General features: G+C 64.9%; 11 protein-coding genes. 6 read left to right on the forward strand and 5 right to left on the reverse strand.

Annotated elements, in window-relative coordinates; genetic code table 11:
- Positions 1-1,664: M14 family metallopeptidase (locus ACI3K3_RS19805; protein WP_404916799.1), on the forward strand; the 1,664-nt coding region annotated here is incomplete at its 5' end.
- Positions 1,665-1,698: 34 nt separating this feature from the next.
- Here the strand turns inward: ACI3K3_RS19805 and ACI3K3_RS19810 are convergent.
- Positions 1,699-2,811: a DNA topoisomerase IB gene (locus tag ACI3K3_RS19810; RefSeq protein WP_404916801.1), complete on the reverse strand. Its 1,113-nt coding sequence runs from the start codon at positions 2,809-2,811 to the stop codon at positions 1,699-1,701.
- 112 nt (positions 2,812-2,923) lie between these two features.
- On the opposite strand from ACI3K3_RS19810, the gene ACI3K3_RS19815 reads away from it, so the two are divergent.
- From ACI3K3_RS19815 to ACI3K3_RS19835, 5 genes are all read left to right on the forward strand, one after another.
- Positions 2,924-3,847 (forward strand): LysR substrate-binding domain-containing protein, encoded by a 924-nt coding sequence (locus tag ACI3K3_RS19815; RefSeq protein WP_404916803.1) that lies wholly within the window; start codon positions 2,924-2,926, stop codon positions 3,845-3,847.
- A 139-nt stretch (positions 3,848-3,986) separates the two neighbouring features.
- On the forward strand, positions 3,987-4,958 hold the full coding sequence (locus ACI3K3_RS19820; protein ID WP_404916805.1) for a methionine ABC transporter ATP-binding protein: 972 nt from the start codon (positions 3,987-3,989) through the stop codon (positions 4,956-4,958).
- Positions 4,955-5,620: a methionine ABC transporter permease gene (locus ACI3K3_RS19825; RefSeq protein ID WP_404916807.1), complete on the forward strand. Its 666-nt coding sequence runs from the start codon at positions 4,955-4,957 to the stop codon at positions 5,618-5,620. The genes ACI3K3_RS19820 and ACI3K3_RS19825 overlap by 4 nt, the downstream gene beginning before the upstream one ends.
- Before the next feature lie 8 nt (positions 5,621-5,628).
- On the forward strand, positions 5,629-6,426 hold the full coding sequence (locus ACI3K3_RS19830) for a MetQ/NlpA family ABC transporter substrate-binding protein (protein WP_404916809.1): 798 nt from the start codon (positions 5,629-5,631) through the stop codon (positions 6,424-6,426).
- A 78-nt stretch (positions 6,427-6,504) separates the two neighbouring features.
- Positions 6,505-8,112 (forward strand): tetratricopeptide repeat-containing sulfotransferase family protein, encoded by a 1,608-nt coding sequence (locus ACI3K3_RS19835; RefSeq protein ID WP_404916811.1) that lies wholly within the window; start codon positions 6,505-6,507, stop codon positions 8,110-8,112.
- A gap of 63 nt (positions 8,113-8,175) precedes the next feature.
- On the opposite strand, the gene ACI3K3_RS19840 is transcribed toward ACI3K3_RS19835, so the two are convergent.
- The 4 genes from ACI3K3_RS19840 to ACI3K3_RS19855 all read right to left on the reverse strand — a co-directional run bounded on the left by ACI3K3_RS19840 (position 8,176) and on the right by ACI3K3_RS19855 (position 14,142).
- Positions 8,176-10,584, reverse strand: coding sequence for a TonB-dependent receptor (locus tag ACI3K3_RS19840; protein WP_404916813.1), 2,409 nt, complete (start codon positions 10,582-10,584; stop codon positions 8,176-8,178).
- A 278-nt stretch (positions 10,585-10,862) separates the two neighbouring features.
- The gene (locus tag ACI3K3_RS19845) at positions 10,863-11,846 is read right to left on the reverse strand and encodes a sterol desaturase family protein (RefSeq protein WP_404916815.1); all 984 of its coding nucleotides are present in this window, start codon (positions 11,844-11,846) and stop codon (positions 10,863-10,865) included.
- Positions 11,847-12,121: 275 nt separating this feature from the next.
- Positions 12,122-13,138 (reverse strand): MBL fold metallo-hydrolase, encoded by a 1,017-nt coding sequence (locus ACI3K3_RS19850; RefSeq protein WP_404916817.1) that lies wholly within the window; start codon positions 13,136-13,138, stop codon positions 12,122-12,124.
- Positions 13,139-13,161: 23 nt separating this feature from the next.
- Entirely contained in the window at positions 13,162-14,142 is a 981-nt protein-coding gene (locus ACI3K3_RS19855; RefSeq protein WP_404916819.1) for an MBL fold metallo-hydrolase, read from the reverse strand.
- Positions 14,143-14,163 lie beyond the last annotated feature (21 nt).

Here is a 14,163-nt window from a genome sequence, read left to right on the forward strand (position 1 = left end):
AGCTGGTGGTCCGGGCTGGCGATCCCTGGATCACGCCTGCCGAAGCCGCCGGTTTTCGCACTACGCCGGGCTACGACGAGGTGGGCGCCTGGCTTCGCAAGCTGGCCAAGGCATCGCCGCTCGTCACCGTTGAGACCTTCAGCAAGAGCGAGGAGGGCCGTGCCCTGCTGATGGTCCGCGCCAGCAAGGCGGCAGGCGCGGCACGCCCCGTAGTGCTGGTGCAGGCGGGCATCCATTCGGGCGAGATCGACGGCAAGGATGCCGGTCTCATGCTGCTGCGCGACATAGCCCTGCGCGGCAAGGACGATCTGCTCGACAAGGTGGACCTGGTCTTCGTGCCGGTGCTCAACGTGGACGGTCACGAGCGCGCGAGCCCCTGGAATTTCCTGCACGTGCGCGGCCCCGAGGACAAGGGCACCGAAGGTAACGCCAGGAACATCAACCTCAATCGCGACTATTCCAAGCTCGACACCCCCGAAGTGCGCGCGATGGTGGGCCTGCTGCAACGGCTCGATCCGGTGCTCTACATCGACTGCCACGTCAGCGGCGGTTTCGACATGCAGTACGACGTGACGTACACATACGCCGGCTGGGGCAAGTACGCCCGGCACCGCGCCACCGCGAGCTGGCTGGAGCAGAGGTTCGGCCCCGCCGCAAAGGCGGCGCTGACCAAGGCTGGGCATGAACCGATCGTCTATCCCAGCCCGATCGACACGCGCGCGCCGGAGAAGGGCATCCGCTACGCTCCCGAAGGCCCGCGCTATTCGACCGGCTATGGCGATTTCATCGGCGTGCCGACTGTGCTGGTCGAGAACCACATGCTCAAGCCCTATCGCCAGCGCGTTCTCGGGACTTACGTGCTGCTGGAAGCGGCCCTGAAGCTGGCGGGGCAGGATGCCGACCGCATCGCCGCAGCCAAGGCGGCGGACCGCGCGGAGCGTCCGGCGCAGCTGCTCACCCGCTGGAAGCCGTCGCCGACGCCGATCGGCTGGGTGGACCAATTCAAGGGCGTGGCTTTCGAGATGTACCGCTCGCCTGCCACCGGCCGGATGGAGCAGCGCTGGACCGGGCGGCCGATCACGTTCCGCATGCCGATCATCGGCCAGGATCCGGTTGAATCCGTGACCCTGCCCAAGGCCTGGCTGGTGCCGTCCGCCTATCGCGAGGTGATCGAGAAGCTGCGCCTTCACGGCATCCGCACCGAGACCCTGGAAGCCGCGCGTACGCTGCCGGTCGATACCGTGCGGCTTCACGAGATGAAGCTCGCCCGTCAACACGATGGCCGCATCCCGCTGGAAGCCCGCTTCGAGCATGAGCGGACCGAGGCGACGATTCCGGCAGGCACCGTGCACGTGGTTTCGGACCAGCCTCTCGGCCTGCTGGCGGCGGCGCTGCTGGAGCCGGAGAGCCAGGACAGCTTTTTGGCCTGGGGCCTGTTCCCCGAAGTGCTGTCCGCGCCTGCCGGCACCGAGGATTTCGTCATCGCCCCGATCCTCGACGCCCTGCTGGCGGCAAATGCGCCGCTGCGCGCGGAGTTCGAGCGGAAACTGGCCGCAGACCCAGGCTTCGCCGGCGATCCCGAAGCGAGAACCGCATGGCTGAGCGAACGCCTGCCGCAACGCGATGCGTTCGCCGGGGTCTATCCGGTCAAACGGGAGCTTTGAGCTTCGGGGGAGCGCGGCGTGGCTTCGCGCTCCCTCAAGCGCCCCGACCGGTCTTGCCATCCAGGCGTCTTTGCAGGAAGGCCAGGACAAGCGCTTCTTCCGGGCGCAGATCGCCGATATCCTCGCGCAGTTCGCGCTCCACTTCCTGCTCGATCTCCAGCACCAGCGCCTCTTCCATGTAGCTGTCGATCACTTCGGGGTGGATGTAGCAGCGGCGGCATATGGCAGGCGTGTTGCCCAGCCGCGACGCCACCTGCTCGATCGCGGTACGGACGTTGCGCTTGGCGGCGGCCTCGCTGTCGAATGTCTCGAACTCGGCAAGGGCAAGGGCGGCCAGCACCGTGCCGGTCCAGGTGCGGAAGTCCTTCGCGCTTACGTCGCTCTCGCTGATCTCGCGCAGATAGGCGTTGACGTCGGTGGACGTCACCTCGCGCTGCGTGCCATCCTCGTCGAGGTACTGGAACAAGTGCTGCCCCGGCAGATCCTGGCTCTGCTTGACGATCCTGGCGACGCGGCGGTCGGCCAGGCTGAGGTTCCATTGCTTGCCGCTCTTGCCCTTGAAGCGGAACCGCAGTTCGCTGCCTTCGATCTTCACGTGCCGGTCGTTGAGCGTGGTCAGGCCGTAGCTCTTGTTCTGCTTGGCGTAATCGGCATTGCCGACGCGGATCATGGTGGTTTCCAGCAGCCGGACGATCGTGGCGAGCACCTTTTCACGGGGGAGGCCGCGCCGTCTCAGGTCGGCATCGATCCGCTCGCGTATCGCCGGCAGCGCCCTGGCGAATTCCAGCATGTGTTCGTACTTGGTGCTGTCGCGCACTTCGCGGAAGCGGGTGTGGTAGCGATACTGTTTGCGTCCGCGCGCGTCGCGGCCGGTGGCCTGGATATGGCCGTTCTCGTCGGGGCAGATCCAGACATCGGTATAGGCCGGTGGAATGCCGATGCGCCGGATACGATCGATTTCGGCCTTGTCGGTGATGCGCTTTCCGTCAGGCTTGCGGTAGGACCACCCCTTGCCGCTCTTGCGCCGCGTGATGCCGGGCTCCTGATCGCTGACGTAGACCAGGCCGACGCTCTGCGCGGCGTCGCTGGGATCGACGATGTTGGGGACGGCGGCGTTCGTATCGTCCGCTCTCTTGGCGTTGCTCATGCGCCTTAAACGCGCGGGCAGGCGAGGGTTTCCCCTGCCCTCCCGGCGAGGGTTTCCAATGCCGTCCCGGCGAGGGGTTTCCCATGCCGCCCCGGCGCGGTAGGCAGCTTTCATGCGAGGGATTTTTGAATCGGATGCAAAGGCGTCGCCCGGCGCCGACCGGGCGCGGTCGCTGGAGGTATTCTCCACGGTCGCGGCGGAGGGCAGCTTTTCCGCGGCCGGGCGATTGCTGGGGCTCACGCCTTCGGCGGTCAGCCGCACGGTGGACCGGATCGAGGCCCGGCTGGGCGTTCGCCTGCTGCTGCGGACCACGCGGGCGCTGTCGCTGACGGCCGAGGGGCAGGCCTATCTCGGCGCCGCGCGGCGGATCCTGGCCGATCTCGATGAGGCAGAGCAGGCCATCGCCGATCGCGGAACTCCGCGTGGCCGTTTGCGCATCAGCGTATCGCACGCGCATGGCCGCCTTGCCGTCTTTCCGCTGCTGGGTGAATTCGGGCGGCGCTACCCGCACATCCTGGTGGATATCGGCGTGAGCGACCGCTTGGTCGATGTCGCGGCGGGCGAGGCGGACGTTGCGATCCGCTTCGGGCCGTTGGCGGACAGTTCGCTCACCGCGCGCAAGCTGGGCGAGAACCGCCGGGTGATCGTGGCCGCGCCCGACTATCTTGCGCGGCACGGCACGCCGCTGGTGCCGGAAGACCTGCTCGAACACAACTGCCTGAACTTCAACTTCCGCCGCGCCGAGCCGGTCTGGCCGTTCCGCCGCGACGGGCGCGACTACGCGCTGAGCGTTCGCGGCACGATCGAGGCGAACAACGGCGAAACCCTGGGCCAGCTTGCGGCGGACGGGGTGGGCATCACCCGCGTAGGCCGGTTCAGCGTGGTGGAGGAGATCGCATCGGGGCGCCTCGTTCCGGTGCTGGAAGACTACAATCCCGGTGACGTGGAACTGGTCCACGCCGTTTTCGCGGGCGGCGCGAACATGCCGGCACGGGTGCGGGTCTTCGTGGATTTCCTGAGCGAGCGGCTACGATAGGCGAGCGGCGTCGCCGCGCTTCATTTTGTCTAGCAAAAAGCTGGAGATTGTTGAAGGAGGCTTTGATCACCTCGACACAGGCCAGTGCCAGCAGGCACCAGGGATTTTCGAAGCACCGCAGACGGTGCGAAAGCAAGGTATGAGCATGATTCGCCTCGAAGGCGTGAGTAAGGAGTTCGGCGGTGCCCATGCGGCCCTGACCGGCGTCGATCTGGAAATCGGACGAGGCGAAGTGTTCGGCATCATCGGCCGTTCGGGCGCCGGTAAGTCCACGCTCGTCCGGTTGCTGAACGGGCTGGAGCGGCCCACCACGGGGCGTGTGCTGATCGACGGCACCGATGTCGCCGCGCTGTCCGCCGAGGGCCTGCGCGGCCTGCGTTCGCGCGTGGGCATGATCTTCCAGAACTTCGGCCTGCTCTGGTCGCGCACGGTGTTCGACAACGTGGCGTTGCCGCTGCGGATCGGCGGCGCGACGCGCAGCGAGATCGCGGCGAAAGTGCCTGCCCTGCTCGACCGCGTGGGCCTTTCCGACCATGGCACCAAATATCCCGCGCAGCTTTCCGGCGGCCAGAAGCAGCGGGTGGGCATTGCCCGCGCGCTGACCACCGATCCGGAAATCCTGCTCTGTGACGAGGCGACCAGCGCGCTCGACCCCGAGACGACGCGCAACATCCTCGACCTCATAGCCGATCTCAACCGCGAGCTGGGCCTCACGATCGTCCTGATCACCCACGAAATGGAAGTGGTTCGTCAGGTCTGTGACAGGGTTGTGGTGCTGCACGCGGGCCGCGTCGTGGAGACCGGCAGCGTCGCGGACGTGTTCCTTCGTCCCCGCGCCAGCGAAACGCGGGCACTGATCGACGAGACGACCGAACATGCGCAGCCTTCCGGGTTCGACGGGCCGATCGTCAGGCTCACCCTGCATGGGCAGGCGGTGCTGGACCCGGTGCTGACCCGCATCGCGCGGGATACCGGCACCGATTTCATCATCCTCGACGGCCGCATCGGCCGCTTGAAGAACACCAGTTTCGGCAGGCTTACCCTGGGGCTGCTCGGAGGCGACACGGATCGCGCCATCGCGGCGCTGCGCCGGGAGGGCGAGGTCGAATGAGCGGCTTTTTCAGCAATGTGGACTGGAGCGAGATCGCGCAGGCCTGCCTCGATACCCTGGCGATGCTGGGCGGCTCGCTGGCACTGACGATCCTGCTCGGCCTGCCGCTGGGCGTGCTGCTGTTCCTGACCGGGGCGGGGCAGCCCTGGGCCAACCGGCTGGGGAACGGCGTGCTGGCGCTGCTGGTCAATCTCGTGCGCTCGCTGCCCTTCATCATCCTGCTGATCGTGATGATTCCGTTGACCGTGATCCTGGTGGGCACCTCGCTGGGCGTCGCGGGCGCGATCCCGCCATTGGTGATCGCGGCGGCGCCGTTCTTCGCGCGGCTGGTGGAAACGGCCCTGCGCGAAGTGGACCGCAATACGGTGGAAGCGGTCCAGGCCATGGGCGCGACCACGCGCGACCTGGTGTTCAGGGCGCTCCTGCCGGAAGCCCTGCCGGGGATCATCGCCGCCACCACGGTGACGGCCATCACGCTGATCTCGTTCACCGCCATGGCGGGGGCGGTCGGCGCGGGCGGGCTGGGCGATCTGGCGATCCGTTTCGGATATCAGCGTTTCCAGACCGACGTCATGCTGGTAACCGTGGTGCTCCTGCTCGCCATGGTTCAGCTTCTCCAAGTGGCCGGAGACCGTCTGGTCCGGCGCTTCACACGCAAATAGGATTTCCGATGCAACGACGCCTGCTCCTCGCCGCCATGGCCACGCTGATCCTTGCCGGTTGCGGCAAGTCGGGCAGTGCCGGCGATCCCAACGTGCTGACGGTCGCCGCAACGGCGGTGCCGCATGCCGAGATCCTGGAGTTCGTGAAGCCTGCCCTCGCCAAGCAGGGCCTCAAGCTCGATGTGCGGGTGTTCAACGACTACGTGCAGCCCAACGTGCAGGTGTCCGAAGGCAGGATCGACGTGAACTACTTCGAGACGGGCCCCTACCTGGAAGAGTTCAACAAGGCGAAGGGCACGAACCTGGTGCCGCTTGCAGGCATTCACATCGAACCGTTCGGCGCCTATTCGCGCAAGTGGAAGAAGATCGACCAGCTTCCGAACGGCGCCACCGTGGCCATTCCCAATGAGCCGAGCAACAGCGGCCGGGCGCTCCAGCTTCTGGCGCATGCCGGGCTGATCACGCTCAAGGATCCGGGGAGCATGACCGCGACGCCGCAGGATGTCGTGCAGAACCGCAAGAACCTCAAGTTCCGCGAGATCGAGGCGGCCACCCTGCCGCGCGTGCTGGGTGAGGTGGACATGGCGATGATCAACACGAACTATGCGCTCGACGCGGGGCTCAATCCCAACAAGGACGCGCTGCTGATCGAGGGCAAGGACAGCCCTTACGTGAACTTCGTGGTCGGCACCGAGAAGGCGCGGAAAGACCCGCGCGTCGAAAAGCTGATCGCGGCCTTGCGCAGCCCCGAGGTGAAGGGCTTCATCGCGCGCAAGTATGCCGGCGCCGTGGTGCCGGCCTTCTGAAGCATTTGCCTCTTTCCCGCCGATCGGCAACAAGATCCAGGTTGTCGAATGCGGGGGCGATGGTGATCGGGTTTGAAAATGCGCTCCTCTCCGGCTGACGGATCGGCTGCTCGCGCAGGGCAGGATGCCCGGCAAGCGCTGGCGGACGGCGATCTGGCCGGAGCGGCGGCAGCGGCGAAGCGGCTGGTCGAGCACGCTCCGGATCGCGCCGAGGGCTACTTTCTGCTGGGCATGGCGCTGGCCGAAGGCGGGCATGTCGGGAAAGCGATTTCCCTGTTCGAAGCCGCCGTCGCACGCGGGGGCGATGCCGAGCATCTGGCGCAACTGGCGAAGCTGCTGGTGCTGGCCCGGCGCGACGGCGAGGCGGCCGTTACCGCGCGCCGGGCCATGGCGGCGGGGCCGCGCGATCCGCTCACTTTCGATACGATCGGCTGCGTCCTGGTACGGCTGGGGGACCACGCGGGATCGCTCGCTCCGTTCGAACAGGCGGTGGCGGGTGCGCCGGACAACGTGGAATATCGCTACAATCTTGCGGCTGCGAGCGCGTTTACCGGCAAGGTCGCGCAGGCGCGCACGCATTACGAAACGATCCTTGCGCGCGATCCCGGCAATGCGCGGGTGCACTATGCGCTGGCGATCCTGTCGCGTCAGTCGGCGGAGGCCAATCATATCGGGCGTCTGGAAACGGCGCTGGAATCGGCCCGCAGTCCGGGGGATAGGCTGCGGCTGCGCTATGCGCTGGCCAAGGAACTGGAGGATCTGGGCAGGACGGCGGATTCGCTGCACCACCTTTCCACCGCCAACGATGCGCAGAAGGCGGCGCTCGGCTACGACTTCGCGCAGGACAGCGCGATATTCGACGCGATCGAAGCCCTGTTCTGCGAACGACCGCTTCAGGCGGACGGCGCCAGGCCGATCGGTGCAGGCAGCGACGAAGCGCCGATTTTCATCGTCGGCATGCCGCGCACCGGCACCACGCTGGTGGACCGCATCCTGTCCTCCCACCCGCAGGTCGAGGCGGCGGGCGAGTTGCAGGCGATGCCGCTGGCCGTGAAGAAGCTTGCGGGAACGCCGTCACGCCGGGTTCTCGATCCCGAAACCGTGGCCGCCGGCAAGACGCTCGATCCGGCGGCGCTGGGCGAGGCCTACCTCGCGCAGGCAAGGGTTCATTGCAGACACGGCAAACCCCGGTTCACGGACAAGCTTCCGGCCAATTTCCTCTACATCGGCCATATCCTGCGCGCGCTGCCCCATGCCCGGGTGGTGTGCCTGCGTCGCAATCCGCTCGACACGATCTGGAGCAACTACAAGAACCTCTTCGCCAGCCAGTCGGCCTATTACGCCTATTCCTACGACCTCATGGACACGGCCCGCTACTATGCGCGCTTCGACCGGCTGATGGCCATGTGGGAGAAGTATCGACCCGGTGCGGTGCTGCAACTCTCCTACGAAGGACTGGTCGCGGATCAGGAAGGGCAGACGCGCAGGTTGCTGGCGCATTGCGGGCTGGAGTGGGATCCGGCCTGCCTCGCGTTCCATGAAAACCGGGCGGCCGTGGCCACGCCCAGCGCGGCACAAGTGCGTCGGCCGATCAACAGTGACGGGATCGGCAAGTGGCGAGCCTATGCGGCGGCGCTGGAACCGGCGCGACGCTGGTTGGAAGAACAGGGCATCGCCACCGAATAGAAACCGGCAGGGGCCGCCCCCTTTCGGGCGACGACCCCTGCCGTACTCGGTGTCCTGCGGGTATCAGTACTTGATACGCGCTTCCACACCCACCGTGCGCGGATTCAGCACCGTCTGGCGATAGTAGCGCGAAACGACGCCGTCGTTGACGCCGATGCGCGAACGATCCTGGCCCACCGAGACCACGGCGTACTTGTCGAAGATATTGTTCGCGAAGAGGCTGACGGTGTACTTGTCGGTCTCGTACGACAGGGTTGCCCGGTGCAGGACGTAGCCGGGGATCTTGTCGCCATAGCCGCGGTCCCAGCCGATGCGAGAGACCACATTGCCGCGATAGGTCGCCGTCCAGTTGGCGCTGACAACGCCCTCGCCCACGGGAACGGTGTAAGTGGCGCCGAGGCTGCCGGAATTCTTGGCCGATCCGGGCAGGCGATCGCCCGACAGCGCATCGAGCTGGGTGAATTTCGGCCGTCCATCGTAGTCGTTCGGCGTCGTGCGGATGGTGATGATGCCGGGCACGTCCTCGGTCAGCTTGGCATCCGTGTAGGAATAGCTGCCCTGGATCGCCAGCGCGGGTACCGGCCGGAACTGGAACGAGGTTTCGAAGCCCTGGGACTTGGCCGAACCGCCGTTCACGGTGATGCCGGTAACGCCGTAGTACGTGGCGGAGTCAACCTGGATGCCGTCCCATTTTATATGGAAGACGTCGAAGTTGAACGCCAGCTTGCGTTCGAACAACTGCATGCGCACGCCGATTTCGGCATTCTTCGTCTTGTCGGGACCGAACTGGACTTCGTTCGGCAGGGCGCAGGCGTTCTGCTGGTCGGCGGGGACGGGATCGGGACAGGGGGCGACGCGGTTCGGGCCGCCGATGCGATAGCCCTTGCTGTAGGTGGCGTAGACCATGAGGTCCGGCGTGAAGTTGTAGGACGTGTTGAGCTTCCACACCCAGCCGTCCTTCTTCGCCTTGCCGCCCGCGGCATCGACGTCATAGGGGCTGAGCGGATCGCCCAGCAGCGGCAACACCAGCGCGCCGGCGACGTCGGAGGTATACTTGAAGTATCGCGCACCGCCCGTCACCTGCCATTCCGGCGTGATCTTCAGCGTGCCTTCGCCGAAGATCGCCTTTTCGGTAATCTTCGACTTGGTATAGCTTACATATTCGAGATCGTCGGGATTGCCGGTGACGCCGTAGAAGTCCGAGAGACCCGGAACGTGTTCGGCATAGTCGTTGTGATACTTCTGACGGTTGTAGAAGCCGCCCAGAACCCAGTTGAACGGCCCGCCGTGGCGTGAAACCAGTCGGATTTCCTGGTTGAACTGCTTGCGACGGCCGTCGCTTTCGTTCCAGCTCGAAAATGCCGGGAACAGCTCGTAGTCGTAGTCGAGGTCGAGCAGCAGGTCGGTATTGTCGGCCTGCGAGCGGGTCCGCACGTTCGTGTAGGCCGTGGTCGAAACCAGGTCGACGATGTCGGCGATGTTGGCATCGAGTTCCAGGCTGCCCAGATGCGCGCGGCGGTTGACCGGCTCCTCGTAGCGGCTGGCGTTCTGGTACTTGCCGGTGCCCATCACGCCCGCGCTGTTGGACTGGGCGCCGTCGGTCTTGGTGCGCTGGAAGGCGTAAGTGAAGATCGCCTTCAGGTCTTCGCTGGTCTGGATCAGCAGCTGGTTGCGCGTGGTGAAGGTGCGCTCGAAGTTCAAGTCCTTGCTGCGGCGGAGGTTGGCGGCGAATTCCTCGCGGGTGACGCCGTCGGTGCCGCCGGGCTGGGGCAGCGAAACGCCCGGCGTCTGGAGCAGCAGCGGATAGTCGATGAAGCCGGGATCATAGTAGTAGCCGGTGGCGGAACGGAAGGCGACGTGATCGCGCACCAGTGGAATGTTGATCATGCCGTCCGCCTGGTATCCGAAGTTGTCGGAGTGGCCCTTGGCGTAGAGGCGGCCGTGGCCTTCGGCTTCCCAGGCGTCCACGTTGGGGCGGTTCGGAATGTAGCGGATCGCGCCGGCCAGCGTGCCCAGGCCGTAGAGCGTGCCTTGCGGCCCCAGCAAGGTTTCGACGCGGGCGATGTCCAGCAGCTTGAAGTCGTAGTAGAGCGGAACTTCGCCCAGGTAGATGCCCATCGAGTCGTCGTAGTTGGCGCCGCCGGAACTCACGTCCGAAGCGTTGAGGCCGCGCAGGACGATCGATCCGGTCGATCCCGGTCCCGTGTCGGAGATCGTGAGGCCCGGCGTGAAATCGGCCAGATCGCGCACGTCGTCGACGCGCTGGCGTTTCAGTTCCTCGGCGCCCATGGCGGAGATGTTGATCGGCGTATCCATGATCGTGGTGGCGCGGCGGGTGCCGGTGACGACGATAGCGTCCCCGGTATCCACCGTCTCCGCTGCGTCCTGCGCCAGCGCGGGCATGGCGCCCACGGTGCCGGTGATGATCGTCGCGGACAGCAGGGCCGCCCTCATTTTCGCGCGATGTGTCATGTGCTTCCCTGTCCTTGGTTTAGATCGGTTTCCGATCCGGTTGCACCGGATCAACCGCTCTAGTTTCTTGTTTCGCGCATTTTCCGAGTCATCAGGTGATTCCACCTGATTAGAAAATGCTCTAGGGCTCCCCTTCGCCCGGCCTGCCTGCGCCGGACCTGTCGGATGCCGCTTGTCGTTATGACGGCCGGCCATCTTCGAGGATGTTGCGCCGGTGCGTCTCTGGTTTCCGATACTGCCTGGCGGCGGCCCGGATCGTTTGCGTCTGGCCGCCCGACCTAATTTGCCGTGGCCGAATTCTCGGTTCTCTTTCGGGTCCAGGCCGCGATCGCGGGCTGGAACGGAAACAGGAACTGCTCCCGGATCGACAGTCGCCTCAGATCGTCCTGACCGACCACGCTGGCCTCGCCCGCGCGATAGGTTCCGAACAGGCGGTCCAGGAGGATCAGCGAATTGGCATAGTTGCAGCGCGTGCTCTCGTAGTCCGTGGAGTGATGCAGGCTGTGATGGCGGATCGTGGTGAAGATCAGCGAATAGAAGCCGGGCGGATCTGCGCGGACGTTCGCATGAGCGAACGTGGAAACCGCACCCAGCACGTTGATCCCGCAGAAGACCGCCGCGAGAGGGAGGTCGAACAGCGCCAGCACGCTGAGGCTGATCAGGAACAGCTCGATCGGATTGCCGACGTAGCCCTTCGCGGCGTTGAGCTGGGTGATGTGATGGTGCGGCGCGTGCGTCAGCCAGAAAGGCGTGAAATTGTGCATCAGGCGATGCATCCAGTACTGGCCGAACTCGATGATGAAGATCACCATCGCGACTTGCACCAGGAACGGCAGGTGCATCGCCCATTCGGTCGAGATGCCGATCGAGGCCTTGAGTGCCTTCAGCGGCTCTTCGGCCAGCGTCGAGGAGGCCCAGGTTATCGCCGTTGCGCCCAGCACCACGTAGAAGAGATCGGTGAAGAACTCGCGCCGGTTCATGCGCCAGCCTGCATGGCGCTCGTTGATCCATTCCAGCCCCAACACGCTCAGGGTGATCAGCGAGGTCACGGCGATCAATGTCCACGGCGCTTCGATCAGGCCTTTCGGTGCCAGACCCCAGAACGCGACGATGGCGAGGATATAGAGGGCCGGAATCAGGTCGAAGAGCGTCTGCTTCAGGCTCTTGCCGGTTCGGCGAGGAAGCGAATGTCCGTTATGCGACGTGCCGTCCTGCGGATCGACGCCCGAGAGAACCGTACAGGAGATTGGCAGTTGTTCCATCGAAAACCCCCCTCCAGGCCAGTGGACCGGCCTGTTGCTACAGTTGCTCTCTCCCGGATTTTCATCGCTCTGCCAGGCGACTTGATACACGGTATGGATATTACATTTCGCGTCAAGAGTATTAATTCGTCCTGATGCGGTTTCGGCGCCAATCGCATGTAAAGTCCGGAAATCTGCCGATCTCAGGCTGGCTCCGAAGCATGACTGTGGCGAAGCGTCCCGTGCCGGAACGCCGAACTTTCGGTCGGCGCCAGAAACCGATTCGCCAAGGCCGATCAATCGTAGCGATAAGGATTCCGGTCGATCGTGGTCGTTCCACGCGTCTGGTTGCAGAGAAATACTGTTCCTGTGAAGTAGATTCCCGGTTCGGTGATCTTCTGCGCATGGGCATAAGCGTCTCGCAACTGCTGGACGGTCATCTCTACCGGCGCTTCGTCCGGCTGCCAGGTCATGCCGTAAGCGTAGTCCTGCCCGTCCTTGCTGATTTCAACATGGCAACCCATCACGTGTGTCACCGGATGGGTATCGCAGAACTGGATCAGTCGCTTCATGCTGTCGAACCATGGTTGCCAGAAGCTGATGTAGCACCTGCCGCGATAGAACATGTCCCCGGTATAGAGAATCTGCGTGTAGCTGTCGTAATAGGCGAATTCGGAAACGACATGGCCGGGAGAGCCCCAGATCAGGATTTCCCGCCCGCCCAGATCGAGCGTGATTCGTTCCTCCGGGTAGTTCCGCATCCCCCAGAATCCGACCATTTCCTCGTGCGTCAGCCCCATGCAGCGGGTGTTCGGGCGGTCCGCGAACTGGTTGGTGGCCGCGTAGTGGTCGGCATGAAGGTGGCTGAACGCGACCAGAAGCTCCAGGCTTGCGGGATCGCGACGGTTGCGGCGGCACCATTCCTCGATGCACTGGTCCACCACAGCGCGGTAATCACAGTCGTTGCGCAGTTGAACGTAGCCCTCGTCGAGCAACAGCACGCGGTCGTTGCCGAAGTAGAGCGGGGCGAAGGGGGCCTCGTAGCTGTAGGCCTTGTTCTGGCGTAGGATCGCCGTATGCGGATCGTACCAGTGGACCTGCACGGGCGGGTCGACATTGTCCATGCAGGACGACGAGCCGCAGATCCATCGCTTCGGAAAGGCGCCCTTCGCCGGGAGATCGCTGCGGAAATCGATCGGCGCGGGCCGGGTTGCGGCCGAGACGGAGGTCGCGGTCGCGGTAAGTGCCGCTCCGGTCAGCGGAACGGCGGCGATGGCGGCATTGTGGGCAAGGAACGTGCGGCGATCCATCATGGAGTTCCTGATGTTCGAAAAGGTCAGAACGGGTGGGGCGCGTCGATCCTGGGCACGCCTTCGGGCCAGACCCTGGTTTTCTGGTCGGGGCTGACGCCGTTGAACAGCACGAAGTCGGGCCTGATCAGCATCATGTCCTTGCCCATGACCGCGCGTGCTTGGACGATCGCTTCGTCGATGAGCTCGGGCGTCATTTCCAGCACTCGCTCGTAGGGCTTGTAGGTGGCGAAGCGCGGGTAATAGCGGCCCGGCACGAACATCATCTCGACATGTCCGCCCAGTACCCATTTGACCGGTTTGCTGGCAGTGAACGCCTGGAGGCGCTCTAGCGAGGCCAGGAAATCGCGGTCGTTGCCGATGTTGATCTTGCCGGGAAACAGGAGATCGCCGGTGAACAGGATGTCGCAGTAGGGATCGTGGAAGCTGACGCCGTCCTTGTGGGTACCCGGCGTCGGGATCACTTCGATCACCCGGTCGCCCAGGTCGATGCGGCCCGTGCCCGAGGGCCATGTGCCGCCGAGACCGTAGAACTGCTTCATCGCTGCGAGCGGCTTCGGGACGATCGTGGTGCCGGGGCGCCCGGCGAACTGCACCAGGCCCTGATTCTGCGCGATATCTTCTCCCGATGTCAGCGCGACCGTGAGCGGCAGCGAAGCGCGCCCGCGCGCCTGGCACCAGCGGGCGATGATGGCATCGACGGTCTCGCGCAGCGGATAGTGCCGCGCGTTCGCCGTCGCGCCGGTATCGATCAGCAGTGCCCCGGCATTGCCGAACAGCAGGTAGGTGAACGGGGCTTCCCAGTGGACGCAGACGTTCTGGCGCAGCACGAAGGTATCTTCGTTGTATTGCACCACCTGGACGCGCGGATCGCGGTTCTTCGCCGCGACGTTCGATCCGTAGGTCCAGCGGAAGGAAAGGCTTCCCGGAGCCGGTCCGTCGCAGGCATAGTCGTGGACGACCGGCTGCGAGCGATGAAGCGGCACCACGCTATCGGTATGACGCACACCGGGAGGGTTGTATCCCAG

Origin of the sequence: Novosphingobium sp. ZW T3_23 (genome assembly GCF_044987305.1) — a bacterium.
Lineage (GTDB): Bacteria > Pseudomonadota > Alphaproteobacteria > Sphingomonadales > Sphingomonadaceae > Novosphingobium.